Source organism: Mesorhizobium sp. B3-1-6, from assembly GCF_006439555.1.
Taxonomy (GTDB): domain Bacteria; phylum Pseudomonadota; class Alphaproteobacteria; order Rhizobiales; family Rhizobiaceae; genus Mesorhizobium.
Map to the genome: position 1 here is coordinate 23,201 of NZ_VFTM01000015.1, position 18,959 is coordinate 42,159.

General features: G+C 64.5%; 21 protein-coding genes and 1 riboswitch. Of the genes, 13 read left to right on the forward strand and 8 right to left on the reverse strand.

Annotated features, from left to right (window positions below):
* Positions 1-83 precede the first annotated feature (83 nt).
* Positions 84-1,013, reverse strand: a complete 930-nt coding sequence (locus FJ414_RS15050) for a glycosyltransferase family A protein (protein ID WP_140645163.1) — start codon at positions 1,011-1,013, stop codon at positions 84-86.
* A 418-nt stretch (positions 1,014-1,431) separates the two neighbouring features.
* Here FJ414_RS15050 and FJ414_RS15055 point away from each other — a divergent pair, with 418 nt between their 5' ends.
* On the forward strand, positions 1,432-1,674 hold the full coding sequence (locus FJ414_RS15055) for a DUF1330 domain-containing protein (protein WP_348640003.1): 243 nt from the start codon (positions 1,432-1,434) through the stop codon (positions 1,672-1,674).
* Positions 1,675-1,803: 129 nt separating this feature from the next.
* Here FJ414_RS15055 and FJ414_RS15060 read toward each other — a convergent pair whose 3' ends face one another.
* The 4 genes from FJ414_RS15060 to FJ414_RS15075 form a co-directional block, all read right to left on the reverse strand.
* Positions 1,804-2,796, reverse strand: coding sequence for a glycosyltransferase (locus FJ414_RS15060; protein WP_140645164.1), 993 nt, complete (start codon positions 2,794-2,796; stop codon positions 1,804-1,806).
* A 53-nt stretch (positions 2,797-2,849) separates the two neighbouring features.
* The gene (gene metW, locus FJ414_RS15065) at positions 2,850-3,464 is read right to left on the reverse strand and encodes a methionine biosynthesis protein MetW (protein WP_140645165.1); all 615 of its coding nucleotides are present in this window, start codon (positions 3,462-3,464) and stop codon (positions 2,850-2,852) included.
* A gap of 79 nt (positions 3,465-3,543) precedes the next feature.
* The gene (locus FJ414_RS15070; protein WP_140645166.1) at positions 3,544-4,713 is read right to left on the reverse strand and encodes a homoserine O-acetyltransferase; all 1,170 of its coding nucleotides are present in this window, start codon (positions 4,711-4,713) and stop codon (positions 3,544-3,546) included.
* A 96-nt stretch (positions 4,714-4,809) separates the two neighbouring features.
* Positions 4,810-4,887, reverse strand: a riboswitch (SAM riboswitch).
* A 170-nt stretch (positions 4,888-5,057) separates the two neighbouring features.
* Positions 5,058-5,912 carry an AraC family transcriptional regulator gene (locus FJ414_RS15075; protein ID WP_140645167.1) on the reverse strand — a complete coding sequence of 285 codons (855 nt, stop codon included), beginning with the start codon at positions 5,910-5,912 and terminating at the stop codon, positions 5,058-5,060.
* Positions 5,913-6,100: 188 nt separating this feature from the next.
* Here FJ414_RS15075 and FJ414_RS15080 point away from each other — a divergent pair, with 188 nt between their 5' ends.
* Both FJ414_RS15080 and FJ414_RS15085 read left to right on the forward strand, forming a co-directional pair.
* Positions 6,101-6,856: a phytanoyl-CoA dioxygenase family protein gene (locus tag FJ414_RS15080; protein ID WP_226892106.1), complete on the forward strand. Its 756-nt coding sequence runs from the start codon at positions 6,101-6,103 to the stop codon at positions 6,854-6,856.
* 134 nt (positions 6,857-6,990) lie between these two features.
* Complete coding sequence (locus tag FJ414_RS15085; RefSeq protein WP_140645169.1) at positions 6,991-8,013, forward strand: ABC transporter permease; 1,023 nt, start codon at positions 6,991-6,993, stop codon at positions 8,011-8,013.
* A 146-nt stretch (positions 8,014-8,159) separates the two neighbouring features.
* Here FJ414_RS15085 and FJ414_RS31795 read toward each other — a convergent pair whose 3' ends face one another.
* Positions 8,160-8,462 (reverse strand): hypothetical protein, encoded by a 303-nt coding sequence (locus FJ414_RS31795; RefSeq protein ID WP_246672403.1) that lies wholly within the window; start codon positions 8,460-8,462, stop codon positions 8,160-8,162.
* Here FJ414_RS31795 and FJ414_RS15090 point away from each other — a divergent pair.
* The 8 genes from FJ414_RS15090 to FJ414_RS15120 all read left to right on the forward strand — a co-directional run bounded on the left by FJ414_RS15090 (position 8,455) and on the right by FJ414_RS15120 (position 15,156).
* Entirely contained in the window at positions 8,455-9,135 is a 681-nt protein-coding gene (locus FJ414_RS15090) for a sugar ABC transporter substrate-binding protein (RefSeq protein ID WP_246672404.1), read from the forward strand. The two genes, FJ414_RS31795 and FJ414_RS15090, sit on opposite strands and share 8 nt — an antisense overlap.
* A 179-nt stretch (positions 9,136-9,314) precedes the next feature.
* Positions 9,315-9,896 carry an ATP-binding cassette domain-containing protein gene (locus tag FJ414_RS31800; protein WP_246672405.1) on the forward strand — a complete coding sequence of 194 codons (582 nt, stop codon included), beginning with the start codon at positions 9,315-9,317 and terminating at the stop codon, positions 9,894-9,896.
* Positions 9,793-10,713, forward strand: coding sequence for an ATP-binding cassette domain-containing protein (locus FJ414_RS31805; RefSeq protein WP_246672406.1), 921 nt, complete (start codon positions 9,793-9,795; stop codon positions 10,711-10,713). The genes FJ414_RS31800 and FJ414_RS31805 overlap by 104 nt, the downstream gene beginning before the upstream one ends.
* A gap of 13 nt (positions 10,714-10,726) precedes the next feature.
* Positions 10,727-11,677 carry a ribokinase gene (locus FJ414_RS15100; RefSeq protein ID WP_246672407.1) on the forward strand — a complete coding sequence of 317 codons (951 nt, stop codon included), beginning with the start codon at positions 10,727-10,729 and terminating at the stop codon, positions 11,675-11,677.
* On the forward strand, positions 11,674-12,135 hold the full coding sequence (gene rbsD, locus FJ414_RS15105; protein WP_140645171.1) for a D-ribose pyranase: 462 nt from the start codon (positions 11,674-11,676) through the stop codon (positions 12,133-12,135). Before FJ414_RS15100 ends, rbsD begins: the two co-directional genes overlap by 4 nt.
* A 2-nt stretch (positions 12,136-12,137) precedes the next feature.
* On the forward strand, positions 12,138-12,968 hold the full coding sequence (locus FJ414_RS15110) for a 3-methyl-2-oxobutanoate hydroxymethyltransferase (RefSeq protein WP_140645172.1): 831 nt from the start codon (positions 12,138-12,140) through the stop codon (positions 12,966-12,968).
* Between the two features lie 142 nt (positions 12,969-13,110).
* Positions 13,111-14,214 carry a histidinol-phosphate transaminase gene (hisC, locus tag FJ414_RS15115; protein ID WP_140645173.1) on the forward strand — a complete coding sequence of 368 codons (1,104 nt, stop codon included), beginning with the start codon at positions 13,111-13,113 and terminating at the stop codon, positions 14,212-14,214.
* Between the two features lie 6 nt (positions 14,215-14,220).
* On the forward strand, positions 14,221-15,156 hold the full coding sequence (locus FJ414_RS15120) for a prephenate/arogenate dehydrogenase family protein (protein ID WP_181181626.1): 936 nt from the start codon (positions 14,221-14,223) through the stop codon (positions 15,154-15,156).
* A gap of 120 nt (positions 15,157-15,276) precedes the next feature.
* On the opposite strand, the gene FJ414_RS15125 is transcribed toward FJ414_RS15120, so the two are convergent.
* Together FJ414_RS15125 and FJ414_RS15130 are read right to left on the reverse strand one after the other, a co-directional pair.
* A complete protein-coding gene (locus FJ414_RS15125) occupies positions 15,277-16,221 on the reverse strand; it encodes a sugar kinase (RefSeq protein WP_140645175.1) in 945 nt (314 codons plus the stop codon).
* Positions 16,222-16,228: 7 nt separating this feature from the next.
* Positions 16,229-17,227 (reverse strand): DUF2125 domain-containing protein, encoded by a 999-nt coding sequence (locus tag FJ414_RS15130; protein ID WP_140645176.1) that lies wholly within the window; start codon positions 17,225-17,227, stop codon positions 16,229-16,231.
* 125 nt (positions 17,228-17,352) lie between these two features.
* Between FJ414_RS15130 and FJ414_RS15135 the strand changes: the two genes are divergently transcribed.
* Positions 17,353-17,874 carry a gamma-glutamylcyclotransferase gene (locus FJ414_RS15135; protein WP_140645177.1) on the forward strand — a complete coding sequence of 174 codons (522 nt, stop codon included), beginning with the start codon at positions 17,353-17,355 and terminating at the stop codon, positions 17,872-17,874.
* A 117-nt stretch (positions 17,875-17,991) separates the two neighbouring features.
* On the forward strand, positions 17,992-18,939 hold the full coding sequence (locus FJ414_RS15140; RefSeq protein WP_140645178.1) for an aldo/keto reductase: 948 nt from the start codon (positions 17,992-17,994) through the stop codon (positions 18,937-18,939).
* The last annotated feature ends 20 nt before the right edge of the window (positions 18,940-18,959 follow it).

The window sequence follows — 18,959 nt, forward strand, 5'->3', positions numbered from 1 at the left end:
AACGGCTCTATCTCTTTGTTTTCACGCAGTTCCTGACGGAAAAGTGTGCAGCGGTTTTCGTCGGCGTCGCGTCAAGGAGGCAATCAGACCGCCCGGGCGCCATATTTGGCGCGGAACTCGTCGTAGCAGTCGCGCCGCCAGCGGCGGCCGACGACATAGCCGCGCAAGAGTTCGGCGGGCGAGTAGCCGAGCGACTTGGACGACCGGTTGGCGTGATAGCCCGAAAACGCCTGCGGCAACCTGCCCTTGAGGATATCGGCGATGATCTGGCGCGCAATCATGTAAGGCGGAACGTCGGGATAGCGGTCGGCGATATAAGGATGCTTGTCGATCAGACTGGCGTAGGCCTCGACATAGCCGTCGCGGCGGCCGGAGATGGAATTCTCCGAATTGTACTTCTTCCAGTCGATATCCTCGGACAGCAAGGCGCCGCTGCGCTGGGCAAAGCGCAGCAGCAATTCGCGATCCTGCATGCGCGTGATGTCGCTGTCATAGCCGCCGATCGCGAGCAGCGACTCGTGCCTTGCGGTGATCGCCGAGCCGGCAATGAAGATGGTCTGCGAGACCAGGGCACGCTGCAGCGTGCTCTTATCGAGGAAAGCGTCGCGATTGATGCATTTGGTGCTGCGGCTGCCTTTCAGCGACAAGAACGAGCTGATGAGAACTTCGAGCGAGGGATTCTGGTCGAAGCGCGCCAGCGTCCGCTCCAGCCGATCGGGCAGATAGACGTCGTCCGAATCGAGGAAGGTCACGACCGGCGCCCGGGCGCGCTCAATGCCCGCATTGCGCGCGGCATTGGCGCCGCGCCATTTGGCGCCGACATAGATCAGCCTCGGGTCGCGGATTTCGGCCAACGCGGCGGCCGTCCCGTCGGTCGAACCGTCGTCGACCACGATGTGCTCGAAGCGGGTAAGTGTCTGCGCCAGAACGCTTTCCACCGCGCGCACGACCTGGCTGCGCCGGTTGTGGGTCGGCGTGATCACAGAGATCAGCGGAGCGTCCTGGTTCGACATCGGGCTGCCACTGCCGGTCGGATCTAGCGTTTGTCGGATGGGTCTGATGGCTATCCTCGCGTCCCACCTCTGATTTGCGACAGACGCTACAGAAAAGCCACGCTTGTGTCACGCAAAGCTATCCGAGAAACGCCGAATTAGTGGCTTTTCCGCAACATTGCGGTTTGATGGCAACACAATCGACGTTCTGGCTATGCGACAGCCCGCCGGGCGATGGCTAAGGGGTCGGCGTTGTCTCGATGACGTCCAAGGTAATCGACCGGACCACCTGACTTTTGCATGATGACCCCACGAGGCCGGCCGATCGGCTTCAGTCCCATGAAGGAGCAGGCTCATCACCGCCTACGCCGTTGCCCACATGCGCCAAGTCACGCCGGGTCCCTGGATGATCGAGTATCTGGAGTAGATCGACGCCACGCTGGCGCCGTTCGGCGGACGCTTCGTCGTCCATGGCGGCGATGTCGAGGTCGTCGAAAACAACTGGCCCGGGCATCTGATCGTCATCGAATTCCCCGACAGCCAGCATGTGCGGGACTGGTACCGGTCGCGCGCGTATCAGTATCAACAGAACCTCGAGTTGCGCACCCACAATTCTGAATCCGACGTGATCTTCGTCGACGGCGTCGAGCATCCGCACAAGGCTATGGATGTGCTTGGCTAGCAGAACAGCGCGCCTTTCCTGGAATTGCCCTAGCGCGTTTCACCGTTTCACGGAAACGGCGAACCGCTCTATTCTTTGTTTCTACGCAATTCCGGACGGAAAACCGCTCACACTTTTCCTGGAATTGCTCTAACTGTGCACGACATAGTCGGGCACGATTTCAGGCTCGTCGCGAACGAGCCCCACCGCCAGGCTGAAATGGCCGAGAAACGCGAAAGTGTAGAACGTCAGGCCAACAATCGCCGCGAAGGGAATTTGCCAGGCCGGCATGCCGGTCTGCGGTGCGAAGTTGACCACGCGCCGCAGCGTGCGCCACGACATTGTCCCCCAGCGCGTGAATGATTTGACGATACGCTGAACCCTGCCAGGCGCGTGAAGCTCGACGAATTTTCGATCGGCGTCCCTGCCGGTCACCAGAGCGCGCCAAAAGAAGAACCGCCAGCCGCGCGGGGAATAGTGGTGAACGCGCGCGTCCACATTGACTATCTTGTGGCCTTCGCTCCAAAGCTCATGCATCAGCAGCGTGCAGGAGACCTTGAAGCCGTTGTGTGCTGGAAATGGGTGGCTGGATATCCAGTCGTGCCGAAAGGCGATGTTGTTGGCGTTCAGCGCGCGTTTGGCTGCAAATTTTTTGTCCCCTTCGGCCAGGGGAAAGAACCAGAGCAAAGCAAAGGTCCGCGAGAAGAAATCGTCGTGCAAAAGATAGGTGTAGCCGTTCACGCAGACGGTTTCCGGCCGTTTGAAGGGCGTCAACAGGCCTGAAAGCCAACCTGGTTCGGCAACCGAATCCGAGTCGACGAAAACCACGATGTCGGCTTCGGTCAAAAGGACGCCATTGTTCTTGAGATCGTAGTAGCGGCCACCGGCACAGGCCGCGAAGACCAGCTCGGCGGCTTGACCCAAGTAGGGTGCTTCGGCCTCGAAGCTGCTGCGCAGCAAATCGCCGTCGGATGGCTCTCCGGCATGCGATAAGATGACCGTGGGCCTGGCCATGCCGGCTTCGGAAACCGAGGCAATCTCGCGTGCGAGCGCGTTCAACCCTACGCTGACCTCAGCCCAGTCGATGAAGTTGGCATTCTCCATCTCGAGGACAACCGAATAGGTTGGTCGTTCCGCCATCATGTTCCACTCCGCCCGGCACGAGGCTTAGCAAAAAGCCCGGGGCGAAGCCATCGTCAGCGCCTCAACAAAAACACCGCCTGCTGGCCGAAGAAGTTCCAGAACCACCAGGGCATCGACAGGCCGATCTTCTGGCCGTTGGCGTCGAGCGCGGTCGCTTTCTCGACCGTCGCGCCGAGTTCCTCGCACAGGTTGACGAAGTCGCGAATGGTGCAGAAATGGATGTTGGGCGTGTCGTACCAGGAGTAGGGCAGGTCCTTGGTGACCGGCATTCTGCCCTTGATCAGCAGCGAAAAGCGCACGCGCCAGTGGCCGAAATTGGGGAAGGAGACGATGGCGCGGTTGCCGATCCGAAGCAGCTCGTCGAGCACGACCTTCGGGTTGCGCGTCGCCTGCAGCGTCTGCGACAGCACGACGAAGTCGAAGCCCTTGTCGGCGTAGAATTTCAGATCCGTGTCGGCGTCGCCCTGGATAACCGATAGCCCGCGCGCCACGCATTCATTGACGCCGCGCTGCGACAGTTCCAGCCCGCGGCCGTCGACCTGCTTGGTCTCCTGCAGGAGTTCCAGAAGCACGCCGTCGCCCGAGCCGACGTCGAGGACGCGCGAATTGGCCGGAATGAGATCGGTGACGACCTCGAGGTCGACACGCTGGGCGCGATTGACGCTCATGGCCTTGCCTCCTGCATGGCGCGCGATCCGGCTCCGAAAAGTCTGCAACTTTCTGCGTTCGCTGACCTTCGGTTCGGGGTCATGCGCCGAGCCCCCTGGCGCGGGCGGCCGACGCGATGAAGCCGTTGATGGCCGCGAACAGTTCCGGCTCGTCGAGCAGGAAGGCGTCGTGGCCGCGATCGGTCTCGATCTCGACGAAGGAGACGGAAGCGCCCGCCGCGTTCAAGGCATGCACGATCGACCGGCTCTCCTCGGTCGGGAACAGCCAGTCGCTGGTGAAGGAGACCAGGCAAAAGCGCGTCTTGGTGCCGGCGAAGGCGTCGGCGAGGCGCCCGCCGTGATCGGCGGCAAGGTCGAAATAGTCCATCGCGCGGGTCAGATAGAGGTAGGAGTTGGCGTCGAAGCGGTCGACGAAGGTCATGCCCTGGTGGCGCAGATAGCTTTCGATCTGGAAATCGGCGTCGAAGCCGAAGGTCAGCGCCTCGCGGTCCTGCAGATTGCGGCCGAACTTGCGGTGGAGCGCTGCTTCCGAAAGGTAGGTGATGTGAGCGGCCATGCGCGCGACGGCGAGCCCCTTTTCCGGCCGCTTGCCGAAATCGAGATATTTGCCGCCATGCCATTCCGGATCGGCCATGACGGCCTGTCGGCCGACTTCATGGAAGGCGATGTTCTGCGAGGAATGGCGGGCGCCGCTGGCGATCGGCAGGGCGCAGAACACACGCTCCGAATAGCTCGCCGCCCATTCCAGCACCTGCATGCCGCCCATCGAGCCGCCAAGCACGCAGAACAGCTTTTCGATGCCGAAATGATCGACCAGCATCGCCTGCGCGCGCACCATGTCGCGGATGGTGATGATCGGCAGGTCGAGCCCATAAGGCTTGCCCGTCGCCGGATTGGTCGAGGCCGGGCCGGTCGAGCCGAGACAGCCGCCGATGACGTTTGCGCAGATGACGAAGAAGCGGTTGGTGTCGATGATCTTGCCTGGGCCGATCAGCACTTCCCACCAGCCAGGCTTGCCGGTCACCGGATTGGTATTGGCGACGTGCTGGTCGCCCGTCAGCGCGTGGCAGACGAGGATGGCGTTGGAGCGCGCGGCGTTGAGCGTGCCATAGGTCTGGTAGGCGATCTGGAAAGGCGAGAGGATGGTGCCGGCGTCGAGCTTCAGCGGCTTATCGAGGCCGAACTGCAGCACCGGGCTCGACGGATGGTCGGCCTCGTCCTTGGTCCTTGCAGCGCGCTGAGCGGCCATGTCCATCCTCATCCTGTCCCGCATCGGTCTCGTCCCGATGCGGTGTCCGGCCGGCGGCGGACAACAAAAAACCGGCATTGCCGTCGCAAAGCCGGTTACAGGTTGCAAACGGCCCTTTAGCGAGTTGTTTAACGTGGCTGCAAGCCGACCGGCCAAATCACCACGGAGAAGTCTGGCAGTTCTTCTAGGACCAGCGCAGCGCTTCGTCAACGGGTAGCCCTCGCGGCGCTCCAGTCGGTTCACCGCACCCAAGCAGGCCATTTCCTGCCAAGCCAACACATGGCCTGCCTTGTCTTGTCGCAGTTTCTTGCCGGAAAGCCGTGTGACGCCTTCACGGAATCTGTTCAGCGCTTCGACGCAACACCTAATTCGCTGCGCCGCCAGGCCGAAGGCGAAATGCCAACGGATCGCCTGAATTCGCGACCGAAATGATAGACGTCGCAAAAGCCGCATGTCTCGGCAATCTCGGCGATCGGCTGGTCGTCCTGCACAAGCAGCGACTGCGCGTGCATCAACCGCTCGCGCATCAGCCACTGATGCGGGCTGGTGCGAAGATAGCGCTGAAACATCCGCCGGGTCTGCGACGGCCCGAGCCCGGTGACGGCCGACAGGGCCGACGCGGTCCATGCGAAACCGAGCGCCCCGCGCATCGCTTCGATACCGGAAGCGAGCGGTTTCGGCAGGTCGTCGCTATCCGGCCCCGCCAACGCGCGATCGATCAGGAGCAGGAATTCGGCAACCAGTTGCGAAAGGCGCAGATCGAGGCTGGCGTCGCGGCGGCGCAACGCGGCAAACAGGCGCTCGAACCACGGGACTGGAGTTGTTCCCTCGGCGAAGCTGGCGCGCGGCGTGCCCTCTCCGAACAGCTTGCGCCGCAGCATGGCGGGCTCCGGGCCGTCCAGCCTGAACCAAAGCACCGTCCAAGGATCCCGGGGATCGGCGGAATGGACGTGCGGAGCCTCGTTCGCCATCCAGACCAATTGACCAGCCCCGACGTCTATCCTTTGCCCAAGCGTTTCGACATAGCCGGCGCCGGCAAGACAGTAGATGATGTCCTGTCCGGGATAGACGGCGCGTTCTATCCGGTAATCCGGTCCGGCGGCGACTTTTCCGGCGCGCAGCACGCTGAACGCGGCGCGGGTCCAGGCCGGGGCTGGCACATAGTGGAAACTCTCAATTACGGACGTTCTTTTGTGCATGCGCGTTTTATACAAAAAATACGTTCCCTTTGTCCATTTTGTTCCGCGGCGGAGGGGCTAAATTCTCCTCAAGAGCCTGGGATTTCCGGCCGGAAACGGATCGGAACCAGGCCTTCAAAAAGGTTCAGGGGCGCCCGTGCCGCATCGCGGGACGCTTTGGGGTTCCAGGGAGAATATCGATGCTCGCGATGACCAGACATGAAGCCGAGCTTTACGCGCGCGACGGCTACATCATTCGCCGTGGCCTGCTGGGCGCCGGTGAAGTCGCCAACTTTCGCGACCACGCCCGCAAGCAACTCGCGGAGGAGCAGAGCAAGGGCGGCGTGATGTCCAAGGGCGACAAGGAGGGCAAGACCACGCTGCTGAAGATGTGGACCAAGGCCGAGGACGACAAATACGGCCTGCTGGCCCGCGACGAACGCATGGTCGATCTGGCCGAGGACGCCGTCGGCAAGCCGATCTACCTCTACAGCCACAAGATGACGATGAAGCAGCCCAACGAAGGCGGCGCATGGGAATGGCACCAGGACTTCGGCTACTGGTACAATTACGGCTGCCTGGCACCGGAAATGATGAGCATCTACGTCGCGCTCGACAAGGCGACCCGCGAAAACGGCTGCCTTCAGGTGCTCAAGGGCACGCACAAGCTCGGCCGCCTCAATCATATCCGCGAGAACGAGCAGACCAATGTCGAGCATGAGCACCTGGAAGCTGCCCTGAAGCGCTTCGAGCACATCTATGTCGAGATGGAGGCGGGCGACGCCCTGGTCTTCGACGGCAACCTGCTGCACCGTTCGGACGCGAACCGCTCGGACACGTATCGTTGGGGCTATATCTGCTCCTACAACGCGGTCGAGAACGCGCCCTTCAAGAAGGTGCGCGAATACGGCAACTACGAACAATTGCGCAAGGTGCCTGCCGGTTCTTTCCAGCAGGCTTCATGAGCAGGCACGACCGGGCAGAAGCCCGGCCTTGAGGACATCGAACCGGGCTTGGGCCCAGGCTGCGGATCGATGGGGAGATGAAGAACAGTGACGGACGGCTGCAGCCGTCGCGCCGCCGTCGAGGGAGGAATGGGATGGCCGATACGGTCAGGAGCGGCGCGCGCGCGGCAGCCGCAGGCCGGTTTGAATTGTCGCGACTCTTGCGGGTCCGTGAGGCTGGCGTGTTCATCGCGCTGGTCGTGATCTGCTTGTTCCTGACCTTCGCGACCGACAGCTTCCTCACGTCGCTGAACCTCTTGAACATAGGCCGACAGGTTTCGCTGCTCGGGATCATGGCGGTCGGCATGACATTCGTGCTGATCTCCGGCGAGGTGGATCTGTCCGTCGGATCGACCTACGCCTTTTCGGGGCTTGCCACCGGCATGCTGATCGTCGCTGGCTGGGGGTTGTTGCCGGCGCTCGCGGTCGGCCTCTTCGCCGGCGCCGTCATCGGCGTCATCAACGGTACCCTGTCCACCTACGGCCGCCTGCCCTCGCTCATCGCCACGCTCGGCATGCTCAGCATCGTCCGCGGCGCCGCGCTCATCCTGACCAACGGCCAGCCCGTCACCGTCAACGCGCGCAACGGCGCGCTTCCCGACGTTCTCGACACCTTCAACTTCATGGGTCAGGGCTATCTGTTCAGCATCATTCCGATGCAGCTCGTGTTCTTCGCCATCATCGCCGTGCTGGCATGGCTGGTGCTTTCCTATTCGAACTTCGGTTTCAGGGTGTATGCAGTGGGCGGCAGCGCCAAAGCGGCGCGCGTGTCGGGCATTTCCGTCAACACCGTGAAGATCTGGGCTTTCGTGCTGATGGGGCTGCTCGCCGCCTTCGCCGGCATCCTCAGCCTCGCCTTCCTGCCCAGCGGGCAGGCCGGCCGCACCGGCCTCGGGCTGGAGCTCGACGTCATCGCCGCGGCCATCGTCGGCGGCGCCTCGCTGTCGGGCGGCGAAGGCACCATCCTTGGAACCATACTCGGCGTGCTGATCATCGGCGTGATGCGCAACGGCCTTGTGCTGATGGGCGTGTCGCCCTTCGTGCAGGAGCTGATGATCGGCCTCGTCATCATCATCGCCGTCGGCATCGACAAATGGACAACGCGCCGCGCGGCCTAGAACCGGATTCGGGTTTCAGGCCGCATCAACCTGAAATCTGAATCCGGTTCCAAATCAGGGAGATAGAGCATGATGTCGTCCGAAAACCGCTGCACACTTTCGGCATCATGCTCTGAGGGCAATCAAGCCAAACAAAAAAGGGAGGACTATCCATGAAAATCAGACACGTCATTCTCGCGGCGGCGCTCAGCCTGCTGCCCACGCTCGCGCATGCCGAGGCCAAGCTCGCCGATTTCTCGCTCGCCGATCGCATCAAGGCCAAGATCGCCGCAGGCCAGCCGCTCGACATCTACGTTTCCTACCATGACGTCTCGAACGAATTCGCGCCGTTCATGAAGGCCGGCGTGCAGCGGGCGGCGACCGAGGACAAGGTCAGCGCGCAGTTCATCGGCCCGGTCGGCGCCGGATGCCGACGGCCAGATCAGCGAGATCGAGACGCTGATGGGCAAGATGGACGGCCTGGCGATTTCATCGGTGTCGACCGACGCGCTGGCGCCGCTGATCGACAAGGTGATCGCCGCCGGTATCCCGGTCGTCACCTTCAACACCGACAATCCCGAAAGCAAGCGCCTGGCTTTCGCCGGGCAGGATCTCGTGCAGTCGGGCCGTGAGGCCGGCAAACTGATGGCCAAGGTCCTCGGCGGCAAGGGCAAGGTGATGATCACCACCATCGACGCCGCCGCCCAGTGGTCGCTCGACCGTGAAAAAGGCGCGCGCGAGGCGCTGAAGGCCGAGCCCGGCTTAGAGGTGGTCAGCACGCTGAACACCGGCACCGATCCGCAGAAGATCTATTCGGCGATCGAGAACGCCATGCTGGCGAACCCCTCGATCTCCGGCGTCCTGTCGCTGGAGTGTTGCTCCACTCCCGCCGCCGGCACCTGGGTCGAGCGCAACAAGGCGGCCGACAAGGTGAAGGTGGTCGGCTTCGACCTGCTCGACCAGACCGTGCAGCTCGTGCAGAGCGGCGATGTGCAGGCCACGATCGACCAGGCTCCGGAAAAGCAGGGCTTCGCGGCGGTCGACCTCCTCGTCCAGTTCCTCAAGGGCCAGACGATCGAGAACCTCGACACCGGCGTCGGCGTCTACACCAAGGAGAACATTGCCGAGGTGGCCAAGAAGTAACAATGCCAGCGTGACGGGCCGGCGGGCCACAGGTCCCGCCGGCCCGTCGAGCCAGCTCGATGACGGCCGCCCCCTCCCTCGCAAACATCGTCGAGATCGCCGGCGTAACCAAGCGGTTTCCCGGTGTGCTCGCGCTTGACCGTATTTCCGTCGGCTTCCGGGCCGGCGAGGTTCACGCCGTGATCGGCGAGAACGGCGCCGGCAAGTCGACGCTGATGAACATCCTGGCCGGGGACCTGCGCCCCGATGGTGGCAAGCTTCTGGTCGAGGGCAGGGAAGTGAAACTTTCCTCCCCGCTCGACAGCCGCGCCCACGGCATCACTGTCGTCTATCAGGAGTTGGCGCTCTGCCCGACGATGAGCGTGGCCGAAAACATCATGATGTCGGACATGGCGGCGCGCTCTGCCGTTTCGTTGCTGCCGCGCGACATGATGCGGCGGGAGGCGCGCGATGCGCTCACCCGGCTCGGCATGGGCGGCCTCGACCCCGACACCAAGGTCGGCCGCCTCTCGGTCGCCGAGATGCAATTGGTCGAAATCGCCGGCGCCATCCGCCAGAATGCCCGCGTGCTCGTGCTCGACGAGCCGAATTCGGCGCTTTCCAAACGCGAAAGCGGAAAGGCTGTTCGAGGTCGTCAGGCAACTCCGCGCCGAGGGCGTGACCATCATCTACGTATCGCACCATCTGCGCGAGGTGCTGGATATCGCAGACCGCGTCACGGTGATGCGCGATGGCCGCACGATCGTGACGATGGACAATGAAGGCCTGTCGGAGGACCAGCTCATCCGGGCCATGGTCGGCCGCGACCTCGACGCCGCCATGCAATGGTCGCTTCAGGTCGAACCCAGGCCTGAAGACGAGGACACCGTGCTGACAGTCGAGAAGCTCGAGGCGGCGGGGCTGGAGGACGTCAGCTTCAGCGTGCGCGCCGGCGAGATCCTCGGCATCGGCGGACTTCCCGATTCCGGCAAGGACGGACTTGGCGACGCGCTTTTCGGGCTCTGCGCCCGGCGCGGCAAGGTCACCATCGACGGCAAGGAACTGCGCGGCGCCGATCCACTTGCCGCGATCCGCCTCGGCATGTCCTTCGTTCCGGCCGACCGGCGCGGTTCCGGCGGCCTTCTGCAGATGAGCGTGGCCGACAATGTCGTCTCCGCCTCGCTGCCGCGCTTTTCGCTGGCCGGCTTCGTGCGGCGCGGCGCGGTGAAACGCGAGGCCCGCGCCCAGGTCGCGCGGCTCGATGCGCGGATTTCACATCTCGGCCAGAAACTGGGAACGCTTTCGGGCGGCAACCAGCAGAAGATCATCCTCGGCCGCAGCCTCGTCACCAATCCGCGCGTGCTGGTGCTGCACGAGCCGACACGCGGCATCGATGTCGGCGCCAAGGCGGAAATCTACTCGATCCTACGCGGCATCGCCGGCGAAGGCATGGCGATCGTCATGATCTCTTCGGAGATACCGGAGTTGATCATGAATGCCGAACGAGTGCTTGTGCTGCGCGACGGCCGCCTGTCGGGCGAACTCACCGGCCAGGCTATCACCGAGACGGCGATCCTCGCATGCGCCATGACATCGTGAGACGGGAATGCGGATGACCAAGCCAAAGATAACCATCGTCGGCAGCTTCGCGGTCGGGCTGACCATGCGGGCGCCCAAGCTGCCCATTTTCGGCGAAACCATGCTCGGCACCGATTTCGACATGGGTCCGGGCGGCAAGGGGTCCAACCAGGCCGTCGCAACGGCGCGTCTGGGCGCTTCGTCGTCGCTGCTCGCCATCCTCGGCACCGACAAGCTCGCCAGCATCGCCACCGATCTCTATGCAATCGAAGGCGTCGACACCGGCCTTGTGAGCACGCGGACGGAGCGGGCGACCGGCGTCGGCTTCATCATCCTCAACGACAAGGGCGAGAACTTCATCATCCTCGACATGGGCGCCAACGAGTTGATGGACGCAGCCACGGTCGACACGGCCGAGGCGCGCATCGCCGAAAGCGATGTCGTCATGACCGTGCTGGAGGTGCCGACGGCCGCCGCCACGCGGGCGATGGAGCTTGGCCGCAAGCATGGCGCAAGGACGATCCTCAACCCGGCGCCGGCGCGCCAGCTGCCGGACACGATCTTCGCCTGGGTCGATTACCTCACTCCGAATGAAAGCGAACTGCGCATCCTGCTCGGCCTGCCCGCCGACGACCCAAGGTCCTCGCGCGAACTCGCTCGGGAATTGCGGCGGCGCGGCGTGCGCAACGTCGTCGTCACACTCGGCCGCAGCGGCGCGCTGATCCTGACCGACGAGATCGACGTCATGGTGCCGGCGGTGCCGGTGGAGGTCACCGACACGACCGGCGCGGGCGATGCCTTCAATTCGGGCTTCGCCATGGCGCTGGCCGAAGGCCGCGGCATCGTCGACGCCGTGCGTTTCGGCGTCGTCTGCGGCGCGATCGCCTGCACCAGGCTCGGCGTCATTCCCGGCCTGCCCCAGCGCGCCCAGGCCGACGCGCTTTATGCCGAAGCCATGAAAACCGTATGGAAGGAGCAACCGTGAACCGCAACCGACTGCTTAACGCCGAACTCGCTCACGCCATCGCCTCCATGGGGCATGGCGACCTGATGATCGTCTGCGACGCGGGTTTTCCCATTCCGTCGAGCGCATGGCGCATCGACCTCGCCATCACGCCCGACGTTCCCGATCTCGAGACCGTGCTGACGCCGATCGCGGCCAACTTGATCGCCGAACGCGTCGCCTATGCCGACACGCTGCCCGTGTACAACGCGCCGCTGCTCGCGAAGGTGAAGCGCCTGTTCCCGGACGCCGACCATGAAACCGTCAAGCACGAGGCCATCCTCGGCGAGATGGCCGCCAAGGCCAAGGTGATCGTGCGCACCGGCGCCTTCGACCCCTGGGGCAACATCCTGCTCTATTCCGGTGTCGACGTTCCGGCCTGGTTCTCCAAGCCCGGCGTTGTCGCGCCCGACTACTACGCCAAGAAACTCAAGGGCTGAGCGTGCCGAAGATCTTCGATTTCGGCGGCCGCGAGGTCGAGCGGAGCATCACGGTGGCCGGCCTGCGCGCATTGCGGCAGGCTGGCCACCGCGTCGCCCAGGTGACCGCCGAGACGGCGGACGAGGCCGCCGCGGCCGAGGCGGCCGGCATCGAGATGGTCGTCTGCCGGGCGGCCAATGTGGCCCGCGTCCGCGAGGGGTCGCGCCGCGTCTTCGTAACGGCCGCGCTCGGCTTCGCCGACGCGGTGACCGGCGACGAGATCCTGCGCACTGCTTTTTCGGCAATCACCTCCGGCGCGGACGCCGTCATCACCGGACGCGGCTTCGACACGGTCCGCATTCTGGCCAATGAACGGATACCGGTCATGGGCCATCTCGGTTTCGTGCCGCGCAAATCGACCTGGGTCGGCGGCATCCGGGCGGTCGGCAAGACTGCGGCCGAGGCGGTCGAGCTCTGGGACCAGTTCCGGCGACTGGAGGATGCCGGCGCCTTCGCGGTCGAGTGCGAGATCATACCGGCGGTGTTGATGGCGGAAATCCACCGCCGCACCTCGCTGGTGACCGTGTCGCTCGGCTCGGGCGCCGAGCCGGACGTCATCTTCCTGTTCACGTCGGACATCTGCGGTGAGTCGACCCGTCTCCCTCGCCACGCGCGGGCCTGGGGCAAGCTGGCCGCGTTGCACCAGCAGGTACGCGACGCCCGGATCGACGCGCTCACCGCCTTCCGCAAGGAGGTCGACGGCGGCAGCTACCCCGGCAAGGCCGAGATCGCGGCCATTGCCGAAGAGGAGTTGGAGGGGTTCCGCGCCCTCGTCGATTCGACGAAGTCATGACTGGCTCCTGAGGGCCCGGTGTGATTTCAAGGCCCTGATCCTCGCGGGCGGTCCGCATGCATCAGGCGCCGGCACTCGACATTCCAGCCCGTGGCCTGTATTTCCGCTGCGGCCTTGAAGGCCTTCTCGACGGATTTGTGACATGAAGCAGGATCAGCCCCGTCCGACGCCCCGCGCGGGCATCATGGACATCGAGGCCTATGTGCCGGGAAAAAGCACCGCGCCCGCCGGCGTGACGAAAGTCTACAAGCTGTCGTCGAACGAAAATCCGCTCGGGCCCTCGCCGAAGGCGATCGAGGCCGCACGCGAAGTGGCGGCGAAGCTCGACGTCTATCCCGATGGCACCGCCCGCCGGCTGCGCGAGGCGATCGCCGAAGTGCATGGGCTGAACCCGGCAAACATCATCTGCTCCAACGGCTCCGACGAGATCCTCGGGCTTCTGGCGCAGACCTATCTCGCGCCGGGCGACGAGGCGGTGTTCACCGAGCACGCCTTCATGGTCTACAAGATCTACATCCAGGCGGCGGGCGCCAAGCCGGTGGCGGTCAAGGAAACCGACGAGCGCGCCGACATCGATGCGATTTTGGCTGCGGTGACGCCGGCGACGCGGATCGTGTTCCTCGCCAATCCGAACAATCCGACCGGCACCTATGTGCCGTTCCAGGAAGTGCGCCGGCTGCACGCGGCATTGCCGAAGGACGTGCTCCTGGTGCTCGACGCGGCCTATGCCGAATATGTGCGGCGCAACGACTATGAAGCTGGCATCGAGCTGGCGGGCAGCTCCGAGAACGTGGTGATGACCCGCACCTTCTCCAAGCTCGGCCTTGGCGGCGCGCGCATCGGCTGGATGTACGGGCCGGCGCATATCGTCGATGCGATCAACCGCATCCGCGGCCCGTTCAACGTCAATGCCACCGCGATCGAGGCCGGCATCGCCGCGATCCGCGACCGCGCCCATATCGAGCGCAGCGCGACGCATAACGAGAAATGGCTGGCCTGGCTCAGCGCGGAGCTGACCGGGCTCGGCCTGCGCGTCACGCCCAGCGTCGGCAATTTCGTGCTGATCCATTTTCCCGACTGCAAGAAGCATTCGGCGGCGGCGGCGGACGATTATCTCAGTGCGCGCGGTTACATCCTGCGCCGCGTGACCGGCTACGGCTTTCCCAATGCGCTGCGCATGAGCATCGGCACAGAAGAGGCCAATCGCGGCGTCATCGACGCGCTCAAGACCTTCCTGAAAAGCTAGAACACCATGGCATCACCGATGTTCGAGAAAATAGCGCTGGTCGGCATCGGCCTGATCGGCTCGTCGCTCGCCCGCGTCATCCGCCGCGAGGACCTGGCGCGCCATATCGCCATCGCGACGCGCAGCGCATCGACGCTGAAGCGCGCCGAGGAGCTAAGTCTTGGCGATTCCTACACGACGGATGCCAGCGAAGCGGTGCGTGACGCCGACCTCGTCGTCGTCTCGGTGCCGGTCGGCTCGTCCGGCGAAGTCGCGGCCGAGATCGCGCCGACGCTGAAGAAAGGCGCCATCCTTACCGATGTCGGCTCGACCAAGGCCTCGGTCATCGCGCAAATGCAGCCGCATGTGCCGGAAGGCGTGCACTTCATCCCCGGCCATCCGCTGGCCGGCACGGAAAAGTCCGGACCCGATGCCGGCTTCGCCGACCTCTTCGAGAACCGCTGGTGCATCTTCACGCCGCTGCCGGGCACCGATCCCGCGGCGCTCGAGAAGCTTTCGGAATTCTGGCGGCGTTGCGGCTCCAACATCGATACGATGGACCCGCAGCACCACGACATGACGCTCGCGATCGTTTCGCATCTGCCGCACATCATCGCCTACAACATCGTTGGCACGGCGGACGATTTGGAAGCGGTGACCAAGAGCGAAGTCATCAAATATTCCGCCTCCGGCTTTCGCGACTTCACGCGTCTTGCAGCCTCCGATCCCACCATGTGGCGGGACGTGTGCCTGCACAACAAGGATGCCATTCTGGAGATGCTGGCGCGTTTCTCGGAGGATCTGGCGTCGCTGCAGCGGGCGATCCGCTGGGGCGACGGCGAAAAGCTCTTCGATCTCTTCACCCGCACCCGCGCCGTCCGCCGCTCGATCATCGAGGCCGGACAAGACATCGATGTGCCGGACTTCGGTCGGCAGGCCGTCGAGCATCCCAAAGGGAACTGATGTTCAGGTGAGGCCGGCCTGCAAATGGCGGCTCCCTGCGCTTCCGGTGCTCACCTACTTCAAGTACGCTCCGCTCCGGTTCTCGGGACCCACCATTTTCGACTCGGCCTGACCTGAATCTCAGCTCCCTTTGCCTTCTCGGGCTGGTGGCCAGTGCGCCGCCATCATCGCTAGCGTTTCGTCTCGATCCGGCGCGCCGAGGCGGCCGCCGAAGCGCAGGCATTTGAGCGCGGCGGCGGCGCTGGCGAAGCGCAAGGCGTCTTCCATGGGCATGGCCTCGGCGAGGCCGACGGCGAAGGCGCCATGGAAGACGTCGCCGGCGGCGAGCGTGTCGACAGCCTTGACCTTCGGCGCCTCGACATGGCGCACGCGCCCGGTCGCCCGGTCATGCCACCATGTGCCTGCCGCGCCGCCGGTCACCGCGACGAAGGCGTCGGTGCGCGAGGCAAGGTCGGCGCAGGCGCCTTCGGGGTCGAGCGCGTGGCCGCAGACGATGCGCGCCGCCGGCTCCGAGGCGACGATGTGCGAGGCCAAGGGCAGCAGCCGCTCCAGCACCTCGACGGGCGCGGTGTCGGCATCCAGGATCGCCGGGCGGCCGATCGATCTGGCCGCGCTCAGAGCAAGCGCCGCGGCGCCCGGCCAGCGGACATCCACCAGCACGGCGTCGAAGGCGGAAAGGTCGGCGAGCGGCAGCGCCTCCGGATCGGCTTGCGCCTTTTTGTCGTAGAAGGGCACGATGACACGCTCGCCATGCGCATCCACCAGGATCGCGGCCAGCGCCGACCGCGCGCCGGCGACGCGGCGGATGAGGCTGCAGTCGACGTGTTCGGCCTCTATGTCGGCGATCAACTGGTCGCCGACCGGATCGTCGCCCGCGCTAGCCCATAGCGAGACCTCGGCGCCGAGGCGCCGCGCTGCGCAGGCGGCGCTCGTCGCCATGCCGGAGGCGATCTGGACACCGTCGCTGGCGATGAACTTGCCTTGATGCGCGGGCAGCGCCTCGACGCGAAGGATCGTGTCGAGGGTGAAGGCGCCGACGCTGAGCAGTCTGACCGGCCGCGCCATCGCTGCGCTACTCTAACGGCTTGATCTTGCCAAGCGGGATGAAGCCCAGCGAGGCCTTGCCCTTGACGATCTTGAGCGGCAAGGACGGTTCCTTGCCAAGCATGGCAATGGCGGCAAAGCCCTGGTCGATTTCGCTTTTGTGCTCCGGCATGGCACCGCCAAGGATGGCCGCCACCGCCTTGGGGTCCTTGAGCTTGATCGTCAGGCTTGCGTCGATCAGGCCTTCCGCGTCGACGGAGACCGGCCCGGACACGGTGATGCGCGCGGTTCCCGACGACAGGTCGAGCTTGGCGATGTCGATCGACTGGCCGCGCAGGCTTTTCGGCGGCGCGGCGATCAGCGCCACGCCGTTCTTCAGCATTACGTCGCCACTGCCGTCCAACGCCGGCAGCACGCGTCCGTCGATGGCATCCGCATTGATCTCCAGATCGCCGAAGCTGCCGACATAGTTGATGTCCTGGCCGGCCGGCTGCAACTGGCCGGCCGCTTTGCCGGCGCTGAACAACTGCATCGGGTCTGTGTCGTCCTGCGGATCGGTCTGACCGTTCAAGCCTTCAGCCTGCAGCGAAACGCTCCGTGGCAGCGGCCACCACACTTTGACATTGGCCTGCAACTGGTCCCAGTCGATCCAGAGCGGCGGCATGCCGGGCGCCATCGTCCGCAGCGGCCCGCGCAGGTCGGCGACCGGCGACAAAGGCCCGGTGATCCCGGCGACGGCATTGAAGCTTCCGGTGGAGGCGGCGACCTTCCGGGCGTCGTCCTCATAGGCGAGGTTGTCGCAGGAGACCGTGAAGCTCATCGGATAGCCGCTGACGGCGAGGTTGGCGCAGCCGGCGGCGATCCCCTCGCTGCCCAGCCTCGCCACCGTCTGGTCAGCCTCGGCCTTGAGCCTGTCGGCGAGATAGAACCAGCCGCCGCTGTAAATGGCGAATAGCACAAGGATGAACGCGGCAAGCCAGAACAGCCGGCGGCGAGGTTTGGGCGATCGCTCGTCACTTGACGTCATGCTGCGGCTCTCGTTAACCCCTCATCCAGCGAGCGGGCATTCACTCTCACGCAAACAAGCGGGGGACAGAAGAAGCACCTTGGCGGTGCGGTGTCGTTCACTCGAATGCGATCAGGCTTGGCGATATGGGCGATTTTTGGGTTTTTGGCTATGGGTCGCTGATCTGGCGGCCCGGATTTGCCCATGTCGAGACGCGCCGCGCCCGGCTTTACGGCTATCGCCGCTCGCTTTGCGTCTATTCCTTCGTGCATCGCGGCACACGCACCCGGCCGGGCCTGGTGCTCGGCCTCGACCGGGGCGGCTCCTGCATCGGCCTGGCATACCGTGTTCCCGGCAATTTGCGCGACGAGGTGCTTTCCTACCTGCGCGAACGTGAGCTGGTGACCAGCGTCTATCTCGAACGCATGCTCGATGTCCGGCTGGATGGCGGCGGTTCGGTCGAGGCGGTCGCCTACACTGTCGACCGGGAGCATGAGCAATATGCCGGCGGGCTCGATGCCGATCACGCCGCAGAGGTCGTTCGCGGCGCCGTCGGCCAGTCAGGCCGGAACGAGGACTATGTCTTGAGCACGCTCGAGCATCTCAAGGCGCTCGGCATCCGCGATCACTGGCTGGAGGAGGTGGGTCGGCAGATCGCGCGTTCGTGAGGGTCTGGTCCGATCAAAAAGCAAAACCATGCCTTTGACCTCCGCCGGGCACGACCTAGCTTAGCGGCAACCCCATCCTTGGGCATCAAGCCCTTTCCAGCATCACGGAGATCAGTCTTGCAGAAACGCCGTCTCGGTCGCACCGACCTTTCCATCGCGCCGCTGGTCCTGGGCGGCAACGTCTTCGGCTGGACCGCCGACGAGAAGACCTCCTTCGACCTGCTCGACCGGTTCGTGGGCGCCGGCCTGAATGCCGTCGATACGGCCGATGCCTATTCGCGCTGGGTTCCGGGCAACAAGGGCGGCGAATCGGAAACCATCATCGGCAACTGGATGAAAAGCCGCGGCAACCGCGATCATGTCGTCGTCATCACCAAGGTCGGCTCCGACATGGGGCAAGGCAAGAAGGACCTCTCCGCCGCCTATATCGAAAAGGCGGTCGACGCGTCACTGAAGCGGCTTCAGGTCGATGTCATCGACCTCTATCTGTCGCATTGGCCGGATCCGGCGACGCCTTACGAGGAAACGCTCGGCGCCTATCAGCGCCTGCTCGAAAAGGGCAAGATCCGCTATGCCGGCTGTTCCAATCTCGATGCCGGGCAGTTGCGCGCGGCGCTCGACGTCGCCAGCCTGCGCAGCCTGCCGCGCTACGAGGTGCTGCAGCCTGAATACAATTTGTACGACCGCTCGTCGCTCGACGGACCGCTGCTCGACCTCTGCAAGGCAGAGGATATCGGCGTCATCACCTATTTCAGCCTGGCCAAAGGATTTTTGAGCGGCAAATACCGCAGCAAGGCCGATCTCGGGAAAAGCGCGCGCGGCGAGGGCGTTGCCGGCTACCTCAACGAGCGCGGCATGCGCATCCTTTCCGCCCTCGATGCCGTGGCCGAGCGCCATTCGGCCAAGCAGGCGGAAGTGGCGCTGGCCTGGATCATCGCGCGACCGGGCGTCACCGCGCCGATCGCCAGCGCCACGACGCCCGCCCAGATGGACAGTCTGATCCGCGCCGCGTCGCTCAAGCTTTCAGCCGACGATATCGGGGCGCTGGACCGCGCCAGCTCATAGCATTCGCACGATCGTCCAAG

Excerpts from the sequence above, each read along its gene's own strand:
- FJ414_RS15050 (WP_140645163.1), bottom strand. The coding sequence starts at position 1,013 with ATGTCGAACCAGGACGCTCCGCTGATCTCTGTGATCACGCCGACCCAC.
- FJ414_RS15060 (WP_140645164.1), bottom strand. The coding sequence starts at position 2,796 with ATGATGGCGGAACGACCAACCTATTCGGTTGTCCTCGAGATGGAGAAT.
- metW (WP_140645165.1), bottom strand. The coding sequence starts at position 3,464 with ATGAGCGTCAATCGCGCCCAGCGTGTCGACCTCGAGGTCGTCACCGAT.
- FJ414_RS15070 (WP_140645166.1), bottom strand. The coding sequence starts at position 4,713 with ATGGCCGCTCAGCGCGCTGCAAGGACCAAGGACGAGGCCGACCATCCG.
- FJ414_RS15075 (WP_140645167.1), bottom strand. The coding sequence starts at position 5,912 with ATGCACAAAAGAACGTCCGTAATTGAGAGTTTCCACTATGTGCCAGCC.
- FJ414_RS15080 (WP_226892106.1), top strand. The coding sequence starts at position 6,101 with ATGACCAGACATGAAGCCGAGCTTTACGCGCGCGACGGCTACATCATT.
- FJ414_RS15085 (WP_140645169.1), top strand. The coding sequence starts at position 6,991 with ATGGCCGATACGGTCAGGAGCGGCGCGCGCGCGGCAGCCGCAGGCCGG.
- FJ414_RS15090 (WP_246672404.1), top strand. The coding sequence starts at position 8,455 with ATGGGCAAGATGGACGGCCTGGCGATTTCATCGGTGTCGACCGACGCG.
- FJ414_RS15100 (WP_246672407.1), top strand. The coding sequence starts at position 10,727 with ATGACCAAGCCAAAGATAACCATCGTCGGCAGCTTCGCGGTCGGGCTG.
- hisC (WP_140645173.1), top strand. The coding sequence starts at position 13,111 with ATGAAGCAGGATCAGCCCCGTCCGACGCCCCGCGCGGGCATCATGGAC.
- FJ414_RS15120 (WP_181181626.1), top strand. The coding sequence starts at position 14,221 with ATGGCATCACCGATGTTCGAGAAAATAGCGCTGGTCGGCATCGGCCTG.
- FJ414_RS15125 (WP_140645175.1), bottom strand. The coding sequence starts at position 16,221 with ATGGCGCGGCCGGTCAGACTGCTCAGCGTCGGCGCCTTCACCCTCGAC.
- FJ414_RS15130 (WP_140645176.1), bottom strand. The coding sequence starts at position 17,227 with ATGACGTCAAGTGACGAGCGATCGCCCAAACCTCGCCGCCGGCTGTTC.
- FJ414_RS15135 (WP_140645177.1), top strand. The coding sequence starts at position 17,353 with ATGGGCGATTTTTGGGTTTTTGGCTATGGGTCGCTGATCTGGCGGCCC.